This window comes from Stieleria mannarensis (assembly GCF_014154935.1).
Lineage (GTDB): Bacteria > Planctomycetota > Planctomycetia > Pirellulales > Pirellulaceae > Stieleria > Stieleria mannarensis.
Genome location: NZ_JACEHH010000030.1, coordinates 73,410 through 89,452, shown reverse-complemented (window position 1 = coordinate 89,452; position 16,043 = coordinate 73,410). Strand labels below are relative to the sequence as shown.

Below are 16,043 nucleotides of genomic sequence, written 5' to 3'. Positions count from 1 at the left end.
GCAGCAGTGATTCCGATACCGTGAATGACAAGCTCTCTTTACGCACTTCACGAGATGGACGCATGCTGCGCGGACACGTCAAAACATTCGCTCTTTACTCGCTCGCCACGCTGATGGTTGCCAGCCCCGTCACGGCGGCAAGCCCCGGTGACGCGTCACGCCGAGCGGCTGCCCGTGGCGCTGCTGCCCAACAATCCGCTTCGGCCGCCGAGTCCCGACAGGCGACCTCCGGCGTGCAAAACGCGTTGGGCCTGAAGCCGTTTGGCGAAAAAGAACCGATCCGGCAAGTCGTCGGCAAGCAGCCATCCGCTCCCCAAACCGCCCCCAATCGCAGCTTCTCGCTATTGCCCAGCCTGTTTGGTGGCGGCCAAAGTTCATCCGGTAATGCTGCGACAACACACAACCGCACGCCTTCCCGGACCACCAGCCCTCACGCATCGAATCAACCCAATCGGTCCCAAGGCATCCTGAGCAGCATTTTCGGATCGCGCCCCGGCAGCAGCAACAACAAACAGGCGGCTCAATCGACCGCCCCAGCGCCCCAGGCGAAAGTCGACTGGCAGGGGATTCCGTACCATCAAGCGAAATCGAAATCGCCGACCAAGGGTCCGACGCCGATTCGCGACCCGCGTCCGAATGAAACGCGTCTGGCCGGCCCCTCGCGGCTGACCACGCCCAGCGCGTCGGCGCCACTGCCCGCCCCCACGCCGCGGATGAACCCGGCGATCCCACAGCCGCCATCCCTCGCTGCGGCACCGTCAAGCCGTCGGAGCACATTGTCCAACAGCGCGCAGCCCAACAGTTCGTCGTCACGCCGCACCTCCAGCGCTGCCCAACCACGCGAGGACAACGTTGCTTTATCGGTTCTCTCGAGCAGCCGGCGGTCGGGCCGCCGCGAGGTTCCGACATTGGATGCGTCCGAGATCGCCGCTGCAAAAAACGCCCCCATTTCGCGTGAAGCAATCGTGCCCAAGGTGACGCGTCGTCAAGTCGTTGTGGAATCCGATATCGCAAATTCCAAAACCGCCGTCGAAGCTTCGATCAGTTCCAACGATCCCGCACCCAAGCTGGCAAAGTCCGACGCCAAGCCGATGAAACCGGCCCCGAAACCCGCCAAGACGCCAGCGGCCGATATCGCCATGAATCCGCAACCGAAGGTGCAACCCAAACCGCAACCAAAATCGCAGCCGAAACCGCAGCCGAAACCGCAACCGGCTGCGGTCGCCGCACTGCCGAAACCCGCCGCAACCGCCGACGCGTCCCCTGCTGCAACCGACAGCAATGCTGGAATCGCGTCGGCAGGGTCGCAGCCTGCGGCGGAAGCCGTCGCCGGCACTCAAGTCACGCCCCCGGCACCGCTGGAATCCACGCCGGCTCCCGCAGACATGGCTCCCGCAGACACGGCACCGGCCAAAACCGCACTCGCCGAATCGACACTCGCCGAGGACAGCAAACCTGCCCCACAAAACACCACGGCACGCGAGGCGGTCGCCGATTCGATGCCGACGCCGACCGCGCCCGAACCGAACACCGTCGCCGGCACCGCTCCGGCTGCCACTGCACCGGTTGCCACTGCACCGGTTGCCACTGCACCGACCGCGACTGCACCGTCGACCGTCGCACCGACGCCTTCCGCCCCGGCACCCAAACCGACGGCACCGATGGCTGACGTCGCCTCCTCGCCCAAACCGCAATCGGTGCCGCTTTCCCCGATCAACCCGCCGGAGCCGAGCGAACCGATATTCGTCGCTCCGGAATTGCCCGCTCCCGCGGCGCCCAAACTGGGACCGACCGGATCGCTTGCCGGACATCGGATCGGGCCGCCGGCATCGTCGTTCCAACCCCGATCGCAACCGCGTGCCCCGCTGAATCCGGCCAACACGCCGTTCGGACCGGCGAGCGCACCGATCGGCTCGGGCGTGGCCACCACCGCACCGGCTGCCAACACTCCGCCAGCGGCACCGATGGCCCCACGCACCACACCGATGCCCACCGCGCCGATCGCCGTCCAACCCTATGTTCCGCCACATCCGGTTTCACAAAACCCGTATGTGTCCGGCCACGATCCCTACGCGATCCCGCAGCTGGGCGCATCTGTCGCGCAACCGCCCGCCGCATCGATGGGAACCGGTTCGCCGATCCCGACAGCACCGATCCCGACCGCACCGTACGCTGCACAGCCGACCATGCCGGTCATCCCCGATACCCGCGTCCCCCAGCCCAGCCGCGGGCACTCGATCGCGTCCGGCGGCAGCCACTTGGGAACCCCGATGGCATCCACACCGTCACCGCAGATCCCGGCGGTACCATCCCCGGCGCCCATGACGTCCGACCGACCGATCGCTGCTCAACCGGCACCGACACATTCCGACCGCGCGTTCCAACCGTCGCCAGTCACCAAACCCTCGACGTCACGTGAACTGACCGCCGGCCAGACCGCGGTCGCATCGGAACTGCCCGGGATTCGCGTCGTCACCCACGGCCCATCCAGCGTGATCATCCGCCAAACGCACGAGTTCGAAATTCGTGTGGAGAACCGCGGCGCGATCGACGCCGAAGGGTTGATGGTTCGCGCGGTGATCCCCGTTTGGGCAGACATCAAAGGCCAAAATGCCAGCCGCGGCTCCGTGGAACGTCAGGGTCTGGAAGAAGGCGACCGACTGGTTTGGACGCTCGATTCGCTGCCCGCCGGCACGACGGAAAAACTGTTCGTGCGGCTCCAAGCCCAGCGCAGCGGAACCCACGGACTGGACGTCGACTGGACGTTGATTCCCCAAAAGAGCATTGCCAAGATCGAAGTCCGCGAGCCGATGCTGGACCTGTTGATCGAAGGCCCCGAGGAAGTCGTTTACGGCGAATCGCAAACCTACAAGGTACGTGTGCTCAATCCCGGCGATGGCGTCGCGCCCAACGTCGTGTTCACCCTGTCGCCCAACTCCCCCACGCCGCAGACGCAGCGGATCGGCAACATCCCCAGCGGCAAGGAAGCTCAATTCGAAGTCGAGTTGACTGCTCAAGACCTGGGTGACCTGAAAATCCACGGCCTGGCTTCCGGCGACCTCGGATTGAAAGCACAAGCCGAAAAGACCATCCGGGTTTCGGCGGCCGAATTGGAAGCCGTCTTGGCCGGTCCCGAGACCAAGTACCAAAACACCGACGCGATGTACCACCTGGAGATCAGCAACAACGGCAAAGCGACCTGCAAAAACGTCGTGGCCAGTTTGGCGCTGCCCTCGGGCGTCCGCTACCAAGGCGGGATCGACACGGCACAGCAACAGGGCACCAAGTTGACTTGGACGATCCAGTCGCTGCCACCGGGTGCGTCGCGCGATTACGAGTTCAGCTGCACGATGGTCTCGCCCGGCAAACAAACGTTCGACTTCACCGCGGCCGGCAGTGCGGCCGGCAAGGCCGCCGTCGCCTTGGACACCCGCGTCGAATCGATCGCCGACCTGGTGATGACGCTGCAAGACCCCGCCGCCCCGGCACCGGTCGGATCCGAAGTCGTCTACGAAATCGTGATCAAGAACCGCGGCAGCCGGCAAGCCAATGGCGTGCGTGCGATCGCACAATTCAGCAACGGCATCGAACCGCGTCGCATCGAAGGCCACAGCGGCCAAGTGCTGACCGGACAAGTCCTGCTGGATCCGATCGACAGCATCCGCCCCGGCGAAGAGGTTCGGATCCGCGTGATCGCCGAAGCCGAAAGCGAAGGGCACCATCGGTTCCGCACCGAGATCCGCTCGGGCGAAACCGTCCTGGTCGCCGAAGAAGCCACGCAGTTCCTGAGCAAACGTGCCCAGCGCGTCAGCCGACGAAGCTCCAGCAGCAACCGCTGATCGCAGTTTGGCGCCAGCCCACGGGCAGATCATCATTCTGCCCCGAATCATTCTGCCCAACCACTCCATTTGCGGCTTCCGTTACAGTAATTTGGGAAGGAGGATTTTTCCGAAGCATCTCTCGCGCCGCGGGCTCTTCTCGCTTAGCCCCCAAAGACGCCCCCTTCCGCTCGCCCCGAAACCAGCCGCATGCGATACTTCCTGACCCTCGCCCTGGCCGCTTCGCTCAGTTTCGAAATTCATCACCACAGCGGTCATTCCGCAGGACCGCCAACCGCACCGAACTCGGCCGAGGACTCCGACGTGACCGACGCCCCCAACTTCAACCTGCCGCTTCCGACCACCCCGTACTCACAAATCTGGACGGACCACCTGTGGCGCGATGGATATCGGGTTCAACGAAACGCGCTGACCGGACACTGGCGGTTAGTCGACGCGGACAGCTATCGCCGGGCTTGGGGATCGAAGCAACAGTGCGTCGATGCACTGAATCAAAAATGCCCGAAGGACGCCAAGGCAGCGGCCAAGCATCACGTCGTCCTGTTGCACGGATTGATGCGAACCAGCGGCAGCATGAAAGCACTCGACAAGCAACTCGCCGAAAACGGACAGCCCGGCGCGATCCGATTTTCCTACGCCAGCACACGCGGATCGATCGGTGACCATGCCGCGGCCCTGCGTGAATTGCTCGAAGACCTGCCCCACGGCGACACGTTCAGCTTTGTCGGCCACAGCATGGGAAACATCGTGGTCCGCCACGCGATCGGTGACCTGCAAAGTGACGGCGACCCGAAACAGATCCTGCCACGCTGCAAGTCGATGGTCATGCTGGGACCACCCAACCAAGGCGCGACGATCGCCCAGCGATTGGCACCGACCAAAGTCTTTGGCTGGGTGACCGGCAAAGGCGGGATGGAACTGGGGGAAAAATGGAAACAGCTGGAACCGAAACTGGCCGTGCCGCCGTTTCCGTTTCACATCATCGCCGGCGACGTCGCCACGCCGGTGGCCAACCCACTGGTCGAGGGCGAAGGCGACCTGATCGTCAGCGTCGAAGAAGCCAAGCTGGACGGCGCCAAAAGCTTTCGCACCGTCCCCGTGCTGCACAGTTTCCTGATGGACAACGCCGACGTGATCAAGACGACCATCGAGCTGCTCAAGCAAGAAGGTTAGGGCCGTCGCACGGCGGCGCATCGAGGTACGACGGCCCTTCCGGGCTCCGTCGCCTCTCGCTGCGAGGGACGTCGATTGTATTACTGAACGACTTTTTGGTTAGTACGGCTCAGTGGTGATCATGATCTTCTTTGTTTGCCCAGAAGGCTGTTTCACTTTGCTGCGGAATTCATTCCGCAGCACTTGCCCAAAGGGCATACACATTCATAGCCTGGGGTCAGGGAACGAGCGCAGCGGAGTGACCGCAACCCCAGGAAAGTGGACCTGGGGTTACGCCCGGATTCGCTGGGGCTCATCCGGTCTCACCCCAGGCTAAGTTGTAAATCGCCGTTGGCGAACCGAGCGTAGTGATCTTTGATGACGCACGGAACAAAAGCAGCTGAATCCATCAGCAATACGATCGACGTTCCTCACAGCGACGGAGAATCGCCTCAAGGCTAGACACCAACAAAACAAAAGAGCCTCGGTTTTGACAACCGAGGCTCTTGTGCGGGTTTCATTCATCAAATGCGTCGGTCGACGCGTTGCGGGTCTCAGTCGCGAGGGCGACGTCCGCCGCCACCGCTTCCGCCGCGACGACGTCCGCTTCCGCCGCGACGTCGCGAACGGTCACCGCCGTCGCCGTCACCACGGTCTCGGTCACCACCGCGATCGTCACCTTGCTCGGCGACCATCGCAGCGATCTCGTCCTCTTCGCCCAACTCTTCGAGCGCCTGACGTCGACTCAGCTTGACGCGGTCATGCTCGTCCACGTCGATGACCAGAACCTTCATCGCGTCGCCGACACGCACGACCTTGTCGATGCTGCTGATGTAGCCGCTGCTCAGCTCGCTGATGTGACACAGTCCGTCGCGGCCGGGCAGGATTTCGACGAAGGCGCCGAAGTCCTTGATGCTGCTGACGATTCCGTCATAGATCTTGCCGATCTGGACGGTCGCGGTGCAGGCTTCGACCTGACGCATCGCTTCGGCGGCCGAATCCTTGTCGTTGCCGGCGACCAAAACCGTGCCGTCGTCGTCGACTTCGATCACGCAGCCGGTCGATTCCTGGATGCCACGGATGTTCTTTCCGCCGGGTCCGATCAACGCGCCGATCTTGTCCGGCGAGATTCGGGTCCGCAACAATCGCGGCGCGGTCGGAGCTGTTTCGCGACGGGGGCGCGGGATCGTCGTCAGCATCTTGCGCAGGATCTCGATCCGCGCTTCACGCGATTGCTTCAGCGTCGCACGAATGATCTCTTCGCTGATCCCGGTGATCTTCAAATCCAGCTGGATGCCGGTGATTCCGTTTTGCGTGCCGGCGATCTTGAAGTCCATGTCGCCGAAGTGGTCTTCGCTGCCCAGGATGTCGGTCAGCAAGACGTAGTCGTCGTCGCTGTTGCGAACCAATCCGACCGAGATCCCGGCGACCGGGTTGCTGATCGGAACGCCCGAAGCCATCAGCGCCAGCGTGGCACCGCAGACCGACGCCATCGAGCTGCTGCCGTTGGATTCGGTGATGTCGCTGATCACGCGGACGGTGTAGGGGAACTCATCAGCGGCCGGCAGCACCGGTGCGACGCTGCGTTCGGCCAGGCAACCGTGTCCGATTTCACGACGTCCCGGCCCGCGGATCGGTCGGCATTCGCCGACGGAGAAGGAGGGGAAGTTGTAATCGAGCATGAACTTCTTGCTGAATTCGTCGTGCAAGCCGTCGACACGCTGCTCGTCACGCGCCGTTCCCAGCGTCACGGTGATCAACGCTTGCGTTTCACCACGCTGGAACACGGCCGAGCCGTGGACGCGGGGCAAGACGTCGGTTTCACAGTGAATCGGCCGCAAGCTGGTGTTGTCGCGGCCGTCGGGGCGGGTTCCCGCGACGATCAAATCACGAGCGACCTTGCCTTCCAAATCATGCCAAACCGATTTGAAGCGTTTGGTGCAAATCGCGCCTTCGGCTTCCGGATCGGGAATCATCTCGGCCATCGCCTTGTCGCGCAGGGCACTGACGGCGGCGGCACGTTCATGCTTGCCGCTGGTCTGCATGGCGGTTTTGAATTCGTCGTAGTAGCCGGCCGAAATCTTGTCCAGCAATCCGTCGTCTTCCGGCGGCGTGTACTCGATCTTCTGCGGATTGACCTTCTGGTACAGCTCGTCTTGCAGATCCAAGATGTCACGGATCGCCGAGTGGGCGAACTGGATCGCCTCGATCATTTCATCTTCGGCCATCTCATTGGCGAAGCCTTCGATCATGGCGACTTGCTCACGCGAGCCGCTGACGATCATGTCCAATTCGCTTTCTTCCAGATCCGAATTGCTGGGGAAGGCGACCAATTCGCCGTCGACCTTGCCGACGCGGACCGACGCGATCGGGCCCAAGAACGGCAGCGGGCTGATGTGCAGGGCCGCACCGGCACCGTTCATCGCCAACACATCGCCATCGTTTTCCTGGTCGCTGGCGACCACAAATGCTTGGACCTGGACCTCGTCCATGTACCCCTCGGGCCACAGCGGTCGGATCGGTCGGTCCATCAGACGCGAACTCAAGATCTCTTTCGTCGACGGGCGTCCTTCACGTTTCAAGAATCCGCCGGGGAACTTTCCGGCCGCCGCGAATCGTTCGCGGTAATCACACATCAATGGGAAAAAATCGATTCCCGGCCGCGGGTTGCTACTGGCCGCGGCGACCAGAACGACGGTCTCACCGTACTGAACCAACACGGCACCGGCGGCTTGCTTTGCCAATTGACCGGTTTCGAACGACAACACATGACGCCCGATCTTCTTTTCGACGCGAATCTTATTCACAGTCACTTTACTTTCCTTCCTGCAACTACAACTACAACAAAATTACTCCGGCAACCGACCGGCCCAATTGCCAGCGGGGTGCCCGAAGTCATGAACGATAGCGGACCGTTTCCGACCTACCGAATCGAGATCACTCCCCATGCTCTACGATTCCCGCCGGCACGGTCCAACGCAGGCGAACGAGATCAGGGGCGATGAGAGAAAAGGCTCTGGAGAGAGGGGAGGGCAGTTTCAATCACCCTCGACAGCGGCAAGCACAGCGCTTGCCGAACCCCGCCCGGCGATTGCATAGAGGCAGCCGGGCGTGAAGAAGAAAGCGAGAAATCAATCTCCGGTCGCCGCGATGGCGACTGTTGGCCGAAGCCTTCGTCACGCCAGAGCGGCCGATGTTCCGGGCTACTTACGAATGCCCAGCTTTCCGATGATATCCAAGTATCTCTGCGGGTCCTCCCCGCGGACATAGTCAAGCAAGCGACGGCGGCGGCTGACCAGTCCGAGCAACCCTCGGCGAGACGCATAGTCTTTGTTGTGCGTCCGCATGTGCTCGGTCAAACCGTTGATTCGCTCGGTCAAAATCGCGATCTGAACCTCCGGAGAACCCGAATCGCCTTCGTTTGCACCGTGTTCTTTGATGACTTCAGCTTTTCGCTGCTTCGAAATCGTCATTTCGTACTTACTTTCAAACCAAATTTTTGTTTCGTGTCTGATTTACGGTCCGGTAGTTTACCGCCCTCGCCCAATACCGCAACGGCAAAAAATCAGTTCCAGGTTTTGGGTTTCTGGTTTCTCCCTGTCCCCCAACATGAAACTTGAAACTCCCAACTTGAAACGGCCTAAAATACCCCGTGCTCGACCAACCAGGCCTTCACCTGCCCGGCCAACTCGTCGACGGATTTGCCCGCCCCCCCGTCCAGGCGGATCTCGGGCGTCTCCGGCGATTCGTATGGGTCGCTGATGCCGGTGAACTGTTTAATCTCTCCGGCACGCGCCTTCTTGTACAACCCCTTCGGGTCACGGGCCTCACAGACCTCCAGCGGCGTGTCGACAAACACTTCCACAAAATCACTCGGCCGGCCCGCCTGGGAAACGATTTTGCGAACCCGGTCGCGATCCCGGCGATAGGGGCTGACAAACGCCGTCAACGTGATCAGCCCCGCCGACGCCATCAACGCCGCCACGCTGCCGATCCGGCGGATGTTCTCCTCCCGGTCGACCGCGCCGAACCCCAACCCGAATCGCCGGGCGAACTCCGCCCCGTGCTCGGGTTCCAAGACAGCCGGCGGCGCGCACAAGCCATGACGCACGTTGTCACCGTCCAACAACGTCGTCGCCCGCCCGGCTTCGGAAAGCATCACGTCCAACGCGTTGGCGATCGTACTCTTGCCACAACCGCTCAACCCCGTGAACCAAATCACACAGCCCTGTTGCCCGAGCCGCCGCTCGCGCATCTCTCGGTCGACGCTGTGCTGGTGCCATACGATGTCTTTTGAGACGTCCATCTGTTCTCCCTTGTCGCGCGTCTGCATGTTGATTTCCGCTCGCTGTGAGTAGTCTACCGCAGCTTTGTTTTTGATTGGACCGGACAGTCGCCGTCCTCTCCGAGGTCGGCGCGGGACAAAGCTTCGCTTTTCGCGTGCGCCGAGTTCGGAGAACACGGCGACACTCGAAACGTCATCGCTATAATGGATCCGTTGCATACCGCTATCCCCCGGATTCTCTGATGTCTTCTGCCGCCAAATACCTGCCCCGCTACACCGTGGACGATTACCGGCAATGGGAAGGCGATTGGGAGCTCTGGCAGGGGATCCCGGTCGCGATGAGCCCCAGCCCCTTCGGCAAACATCAAATGGTGCTGGTCAATCTTGTCTCGGAATTGCGCCAGGCACTGCGCTCGATCGATTGCGATGCGACCGCCCTGTGCGAAATCGACTGGGTGATCGCCGATGACACCGTCGTGCGTCCCGATGCCGTCGTCGTTTGCGGCGGCCCCCCCAGCGGTCACGTCAAATCGACTCCCGCGATCGTCGCAGAAATCGTCTCGCCCGCGACCGCCGACCGAGACCGAATCCACAAGAAAACGCTGTACCACGAATCCGCCGTCGGCATCTACCTGATCCTGGATCCGGATACCGAAACCGTCGAAGCCTTTCAATCCACCGCGACGGGGTTTCAGTCCCTGGATGCGTCACACGAACTGACGTTCTCCCTGTGTGACGACTGCGAACTCCGAGTGGATCCAAAGGCGTTTTTCAATCGTTAGTGGTCGACCGCAACTCAATGAAAGTCGCCGTGTTCTCCGAACTCGGCGTACCCAAATAGTCGCCGTGTTCTCCGAACTCGGCGTGCGCGAAAAAGCGAAGCTTTGCCCCGCGCCGAGTTCGGAGAACACGGCGACTCTCCAGCCCTCACGAACTGGCGCTGCGGTAACTCAGCAGACTCTTGCGGAACAACCAGCGACTGGCCAACACGCTGAACACCGTCATCACCGCCGCCCAAACCACGTACCACTGGGCGCCGTCCTCGCGCGCGACCAAGGGATCGGCCAAGATCCGCGCCGGAACATTCACCACCAACAGGATCGGAATCACAAACGTGAACAGACCGAACAGCGGCTTGCCCAAGTAACCGCGGTTGTAGATCTCCATCGGATAGCGGCTGAAATTGGTGATGTAAAACCAGAAATTGTACAGCGACTGATTCCGTCCCAACCAAACACTCGTCGCACTCAACGTGATCATCACGCTGTACATGATCATGATCCCGCAGACCACAAACACCAGGTACAACACGACCGACAACGCCGACGGCACCATCGGATCGACCTCGCGATGGGCCAAATTCCACAGCGACACCGCCGCGATCACCCCGCCGGCAAAAAAGTTGGACAACTGACTCCAGTCGACCCGCCGAAACGAAATCAAGAACTGTGTATCGATCGGCTTCAATAGCGCGAAATCCAGCCCGCCGGTCCGAATCATCTCACTAAATTCTTGCGCGTTGGGCATGAAAAACGCCTGCACCAGCGAATTGATGAACCAGGTCGTCGCGATGAACAAAAAGAACCGATCGCGGTCCCAACCGGTCCCTTCGCCGATCGATCCGGTATGCTCAAAAATGATCAGGTAGAAACCGACGTTCATCGCCGTCCAACCCAGACTGCTGACGCATTGCAAGAAAAAGTTCAATCGAAACGTCATGTCACGGACCAGACTGTTTCGGGCGAACGTCGCAAACACACGGATGTACCGCAGTAGTTCCTCCATCGACGTTACCCTCCGAATCCGCTGTAGCGTTTGACGCCGCGGGCGTAGGCGATGCGGCACAGGATGATAAAGAACACCAACCATCCGGCTTCGATCCACATCTCCCGCGCCAACTCCTCCTCCGGAATCTTCTCCAAAAAGATCGCCGCCGGGAAATACGCCAGGTACTTAAACGGCAACCAATTCACCACCGTCAAAACACTCTCGGGCAACATCGTCAGCGGGAACATGTGTCCAGACAAAAAGAAGCTGAACAACATGATCACAAACAGCAACGAACTGACCTCCAGGAACCAAAACCCGATCATCCCGATCGCCGCTTCCAAGAAAAATCCGATCAGAAACCCCATCACCAGCGAACCACAAAACGCCAGGAACACCGGCAGACTGGGCCAGCCACCGACGAAGTAATCTCGCGCCAAGAAAAACACCAACGCGAAGGGCGCCACCGCGATCGCGTAATAAGCCAGCTTGTGAGCGATCCGGGTCAGCAACAGGAACGCGATCAAATCGATCGGCTGAATCAGAAACCGCTTGATCTCCCCCTCGCGGATTTGCTGAGCGATGCCCGAGGCCAATCCCGGCATGCTGGAAAACGCCCGGGCGATCATCGTCAGCAAGTAATACGCAACCATGTCGCGAAACCCGAACCCGCCGATCTGGGCCGCCGAACTGCCTTCGGGGTCCCCGATCGAATCGAACACCGCGTACCACAAAAAGATCTGCGTGATGATCGGCAGGAATCGCATCAGCGTCCCCAGGGCGAAATCGCCGCGGTACACCAACCGTTCGCCCAAGGACGTTTTCAAGATCATCCACCACACCGCAACCCGATGCCCAAACGTCGGGGCCGGAAGCGGCGGAAAGTCATCGGCGGGGACGGTGACGCTGGACAATGCAATCTCCTGGTGACGGGCTCCTGGTGGCGGGAATTTGATCGACATGTTCTAACGATCCCGCTGAGTTTCGCGAAGGTGCTCTGGTGATCGTTCGACTCTGCCCTCGCTGCACTCCCCCCCATCGGCATCGAGTCAAGATTTCACGCTCCCTGGCAGTGCGTTGGTGTCTACACAAATCGGTCCGCAATTTAGAGCATGGCTCCAAGCTACCTAAAACAGATCGCGTCAACAGAAGTTGATCGCGGAAGGATGATGACCGCGATCTGTTTTGGGGAGAGGGGCTGCGGGTGGCCTGATGAGAATTGAGTGGCGGTTGATACTGGTGAACCGACAATGATTGCAAATTGCAAAATGAACACTGCAAATTGCAAAATGAATTGAGCGACGATTCCCGGCAAATTTAAATTTTGCAATGAACAATTTGCAATTTGCAATCGAGGGATCCAGCAGAATCCCTGAACGCCCCCGAACCTACCCAACCTTCCAAGTTCCCTTGATTTCCATCGGGCCAGGCTGGGGTGAGGGACCGTACACCCAACCAGATTCCGCGGCGCTGGCCCCCTCATCCCCAACCCTTCTCCCCCGCAAAGCCGGGGGAGAAGGGAGCCACTGTACGTTGTGTTGACTGTAAGTTGTGTTGACATCAATGCTTCCGAAGTGGGTTTCCTCTTCACTTGATGCCTATGGAGTCGAGCGTAGCGAGGAGAGGGTCGATTGGCGGTGTGAGAGTGTTTTCACTGCAGCTCCTCAACTCAACCGGACCGGCCCAGCCGCCGCCCCACCCCAATCAACACCAACACCGCCGCGGCAATCACGGTCGCAGGCCAAGCGATCGAAACCCGCTCCAACAACACCAGCGGCAACGCGATCGTCAGAATTCCACCGCCGATGAAAGGGGCCGACAGCGGTGCCGCCAGCGCATAGTCACTCGCCGCGCCCGTCTTCAACTCCGGATCGACCACCCGCAACAACACAAACCCCGTCGCCGTCGTGCCGGTCGACATCCCGTAATTGATCAGAGCCAACCGAAACCAATACTCACCAGGCAATACCCAGCGCGAGATCACCATCAAACAGATGGCCGTCCAAATTGCCCCACAAACAAACAAGATCGAAAACGGCCCGATCAACGCGGCCACTGCACTCAGCTTCAACGACGTGATCGCGGCGACGACCAGAATCTCCATCGCGGTCGAACTGAGCCGCTGGATCGTCATCGAATCGATGCGATGGGTTTGCCCGAGAAGACGCAGCACGCGGCGGACCAGCCAGCCCCCGAACATCGTGTAGATGAACAATGGAAAATCCATCACGTTGCTCGCCGACATCCGCTTGGACAATTCCGCATCGGCACCCTCCGCCCCCGACGCGGCACCGGTCCCCATCGCCAGGTCGATCTGGCCGGCCAACCCCAGCACCGCCATTTGCAGCAACATCCCCACACCGACGGCCAAGGCGATCCAGACGATCTGCAACAACAGCGGATCGATCGCATCGGAAGACGTCGTCTGGTACCCGATCGGTTTGGGCTGCTGCGACACGCTCGTCGACGCTGACTCCGTCGAATCGTGCCGCAACCATCCCAACCGCGAGGCAACGTTGATCCAAAAGATGCCGCTGACCACGCCGTAGACCAATCCGCACGTCGCCATCAACAAGCCTAAATCCAGCCCGGCGTCCAGACCGACGTGCTCGCTGGCGAACACCTGCCCCATCGCGGCGGCGGTGCCGTGGCCACCGGCAAAACCGGTTTCGATCAGCATGCCGAACGAATTGGGCACCTCGTACAAGGGCTGAATCAACAGCCAAGTTGCCCACAATCCGACCATCGTCTCCCCCAGCACGATGATCCAGACCATCAATCCTTGGCGTCCGACGCGGCGGGCGGTCGAATCGTCATGGGGCCGCGGGCTGCCGCCGGATTGTTGCAACATCATCGCCGCAAACACCACGGCGATCAGCGGCCCCGGCCAACCGGCCAAGGTCTCGTTCAGCTCCGCCGTCTTCGCCGCGACAACCTCCCCACCGAATCGCCCCAGCAACGTCACCGCCATCAAACCGACCAGCCCCGCCACGACCGACCCGGGAATGAACAACACGCGCAGCAGACGCAGCGACTGCCTCAAGACGACGCCGACCAACAGCAGAATCGCAACGGTCAGGATCGCCAAACTCATCCGGCGGCCAAATCGCGACGCGACGCCTGCACATCGCTGGGATACGCCGAGCGTCGGCCGACGATCTCCGGTCGCCCCAAACAGCGATTGGTCAACCGCTCGACCTCCTCCGGATCCGTGATCTCCGACAACGTCTGCGGGTCACCGCTGGCGGTCTGCCCGATCACCAATATTCGAGCCCCCACCTTCACAAACGTCACGCGGGTCTTGGCATCGATCGCCGAACTGCCAAGCGTTCTCAGCACGTCTTCAGGCAATGCTCCCTGAAACGTCCGCGAGGATCCATAGCGACGCGAGATCCAAACCAGACCGCCGAATACCGCCAGTACGACCAACAGCGAACTGACCGTGGTCACCAGCGGTCCGGCCAACGCCCCATCCGAAGACGCTCGGCCGTCCGCATCGGCATCCCCCGGAACGACCAACGCCGGGAACTCACCCGCCGAAGTGTGCCGGGTCGGCTCGGTCGGCGTCGGACGATCCACCACCGACGCGACACCGCGACGATAGACCGAATCGCCCGGCAGCCGGTCCTGCGCCGGACAGGTCACCGCGCAGCACGAAATCGCAGTGAACCAAACCAGGACGCAAAATCGGCAGGGCAGACGGACGAGGTTAAGTCTTGAAGCCATCAAACACCTAAAGACACACTGCCTTGCGGGGAGGGTCGAGGAGGAGATTAAGCTCGGAGCGGGAGGGTTCGCTGCAGCTCGAAAATATTCAAACATCATGAATCGACCCTCCCTATCGAGGTCGTGCGATTTTTCAAATTAACCCTCCTGGCAGGAGGGTCGAGCGCAGCGAGGGGAGGTCGAACGGTGAATCATCGGACAAACTTTCGTCCTCGGGTAACATCGAAGCGCAGATCAACCCTCCCCGCGTCGTCGCTCACTCCTCCGCGACCCTCCCAGAGGGAGGGTGAAGTCGTAAACGCCTGTTAATCCAGAGGCCAATCACCGCAGAACCTCTGCCAGGGAGGGATTCGTCTTAACTTTAAACGTCCGCCTCTTATCTCGCCGATCTCCCCACAGAAATCAAGGGCAGTCTCAGCCGCGTGGGGGCCGGTACAGGTCCAGATCCGCTCGTCCGCCCAGCGACGCGTACACGGCCACGATCTGTTTGAGTCCACTGGCAAAGTCTTGCTCGGCATCTCCGGACGGCTGCCGGCCGACGGCAAACAGATAATCGACCGGCTCGTCAAAGGACCGCTGGATCTCTCGCCCCCCGGCTGCCGTGGCCAAAATCACGGCTTCAAAGTCGGCCGTTTCGCCCTCGGCAAGACGCAGCCGAAAATCCGGCGGCACGTCGTTTTCCTCGTCGCTGTCTTCCCCACCGTCAGTTTGCGGCGACACCAGTTCCATCGCACTGACCCGGGCCGGACAACGCAGTCGGTCGCGGAGCAGATCGGTTTGGGTCAACGGCAACCAGACGCGATCGATCCACTCGCCGATCGAAAGCGGCAGTGACTTTGGTTCGTCATCGCCGGCTTGAGCCTCCAGGGCCCCTTTGGCCAGCGGAGAGAGACAGCGATCGGGCATCATCGGGATCGGCTGGTCGCGCCCATCGGCCATCGAATGAGCCACCTCGACGGCCTCGAACAGCGTCACGTTGTAACCGAGAAAGCGTCCATAGAGTGCCGCTTCGATTCCCAGCGGCCCGGCGCCGATCACGGCGATCGACCCCGGCGGTTCCAAGGTCGCAGTGTCTTCGGTCATTTGCGGGTCTGTTTCCATCGCTGTCTTGTGTGAATTGCCGATCAATCGTAGCGACCTTCGCCAGAAGGTGGTTCCGTTATCTTGAAATGTCCTGCCGCGTTTGACTACCGCCCAGACCGCCTAACGGCCTGTTGATTTAGTCTGATCACACCTGGGATTAGCCGTTAAGGATTAGCCGTTAAGGATTAGCC

At 60.9% G+C, this 16,043-nt stretch carries 11 protein-coding genes; 3 read left to right on the top strand and 8 right to left on the bottom strand.

Annotation, left to right across the window (positions count from 1 at the left end; translation table 11 throughout):
• Positions 1-62 precede the first annotated feature (62 nt).
• Both H1B37_RS20280 and H1B37_RS20275 read left to right on the top strand, forming a co-directional pair.
• Positions 63-3,839, top strand: a complete 3,777-nt coding sequence (locus H1B37_RS20280; protein WP_220498283.1) for a DUF11 domain-containing protein — start codon at positions 63-65, stop codon at positions 3,837-3,839.
• A 189-nt stretch (positions 3,840-4,028) separates the two neighbouring features.
• Positions 4,029-5,012: an esterase/lipase family protein gene (locus H1B37_RS20275; protein ID WP_182868470.1), complete on the top strand. Its 984-nt coding sequence runs from the start codon at positions 4,029-4,031 to the stop codon at positions 5,010-5,012.
• Between the two features lie 533 nt (positions 5,013-5,545).
• On the opposite strand, the gene H1B37_RS20270 is transcribed toward H1B37_RS20275, so the two are convergent.
• From H1B37_RS20270 to cysC, 3 genes are all read right to left on the bottom strand, one after another.
• Entirely contained in the window at positions 5,546-7,804 is a 2,259-nt protein-coding gene (locus tag H1B37_RS20270; RefSeq protein ID WP_182868469.1) for a polyribonucleotide nucleotidyltransferase, read from the bottom strand.
• A gap of 390 nt (positions 7,805-8,194) precedes the next feature.
• Positions 8,195-8,464, bottom strand: coding sequence for a 30S ribosomal protein S15 (gene rpsO / locus H1B37_RS20265; RefSeq protein WP_147871012.1), 270 nt, complete (start codon positions 8,462-8,464; stop codon positions 8,195-8,197).
• 167 nt (positions 8,465-8,631) lie between these two features.
• Positions 8,632-9,324 (bottom strand): adenylyl-sulfate kinase, encoded by a 693-nt coding sequence (gene cysC, locus H1B37_RS20260; RefSeq protein WP_286177946.1) that lies wholly within the window; start codon positions 9,322-9,324, stop codon positions 8,632-8,634.
• A gap of 194 nt (positions 9,325-9,518) precedes the next feature.
• Between cysC and H1B37_RS20255 the strand changes: the two genes are divergently transcribed.
• On the top strand, positions 9,519-10,058 hold the full coding sequence (locus H1B37_RS20255; RefSeq protein ID WP_182868468.1) for a Uma2 family endonuclease: 540 nt from the start codon (positions 9,519-9,521) through the stop codon (positions 10,056-10,058).
• A gap of 145 nt (positions 10,059-10,203) precedes the next feature.
• On the opposite strand, the gene H1B37_RS20250 is transcribed toward H1B37_RS20255, so the two are convergent.
• The 5 genes from H1B37_RS20250 to H1B37_RS20230 form a co-directional block, all read right to left on the bottom strand.
• A complete protein-coding gene (locus tag H1B37_RS20250) occupies positions 10,204-11,061 on the bottom strand; it encodes an ABC transporter permease (protein WP_286177945.1) in 858 nt (285 codons plus the stop codon).
• Between the two features lie 5 nt (positions 11,062-11,066).
• The gene (locus H1B37_RS20245) at positions 11,067-12,005 is read right to left on the bottom strand and encodes an ABC transporter permease (protein ID WP_182868466.1); all 939 of its coding nucleotides are present in this window, start codon (positions 12,003-12,005) and stop codon (positions 11,067-11,069) included.
• A gap of 707 nt (positions 12,006-12,712) precedes the next feature.
• Positions 12,713-14,137, bottom strand: a complete 1,425-nt coding sequence (locus H1B37_RS20240) for a sodium/glutamate symporter (protein ID WP_182868465.1) — start codon at positions 14,135-14,137, stop codon at positions 12,713-12,715.
• Complete coding sequence (locus tag H1B37_RS20235; RefSeq protein WP_220498282.1) at positions 14,134-14,769, bottom strand: FliO/MopB family protein; 636 nt, start codon at positions 14,767-14,769, stop codon at positions 14,134-14,136. The genes H1B37_RS20240 and H1B37_RS20235 overlap by 4 nt, the downstream gene beginning before the upstream one ends.
• A gap of 414 nt (positions 14,770-15,183) precedes the next feature.
• Entirely contained in the window at positions 15,184-15,852 is a 669-nt protein-coding gene (locus H1B37_RS20230) for a Rossmann-fold NAD(P)-binding domain-containing protein (RefSeq protein WP_182868463.1), read from the bottom strand.
• Between the last annotated feature and the right edge of the window lie 191 nt (positions 15,853-16,043).

What these genes read in the sequence shown, in the direction of transcription:
- H1B37_RS20240 (WP_182868465.1), bottom strand. Translation starts at nt 14,137, where the DNA reads ATGAGTTTGGCGATCCTGACCGTTGCGATTCTGCTGTTGGTCGGCGTC.
- H1B37_RS20230 (WP_182868463.1), bottom strand. Translation starts at nt 15,852, where the DNA reads ATGACCGAAGACACTGCGACCTTGGAACCGCCGGGGTCGATCGCCGTG.
- H1B37_RS20255 (WP_182868468.1), top strand. Translation starts at nt 9,519, where the DNA reads ATGTCTTCTGCCGCCAAATACCTGCCCCGCTACACCGTGGACGATTAC.
- cysC (WP_286177946.1), bottom strand. Translation starts at nt 9,324, where the DNA reads ATGCAGACGCGCGACAAGGGAGAACAGATGGACGTCTCAAAAGACATC.
- H1B37_RS20250 (WP_286177945.1), bottom strand. Translation starts at nt 11,061, where the DNA reads ATGGAGGAACTACTGCGGTACATCCGTGTGTTTGCGACGTTCGCCCGA.
- H1B37_RS20235 (WP_220498282.1), bottom strand. Translation starts at nt 14,769, where the DNA reads ATGGCTTCAAGACTTAACCTCGTCCGTCTGCCCTGCCGATTTTGCGTC.
- H1B37_RS20280 (WP_220498283.1), top strand. Translation starts at nt 63, where the DNA reads ATGCTGCGCGGACACGTCAAAACATTCGCTCTTTACTCGCTCGCCACG.
- H1B37_RS20245 (WP_182868466.1), bottom strand. Translation starts at nt 12,005, where the DNA reads ATGTCGATCAAATTCCCGCCACCAGGAGCCCGTCACCAGGAGATTGCA.
- rpsO (WP_147871012.1), bottom strand. Translation starts at nt 8,464, where the DNA reads ATGACGATTTCGAAGCAGCGAAAAGCTGAAGTCATCAAAGAACACGGT.
- H1B37_RS20275 (WP_182868470.1), top strand. Translation starts at nt 4,029, where the DNA reads ATGCGATACTTCCTGACCCTCGCCCTGGCCGCTTCGCTCAGTTTCGAA.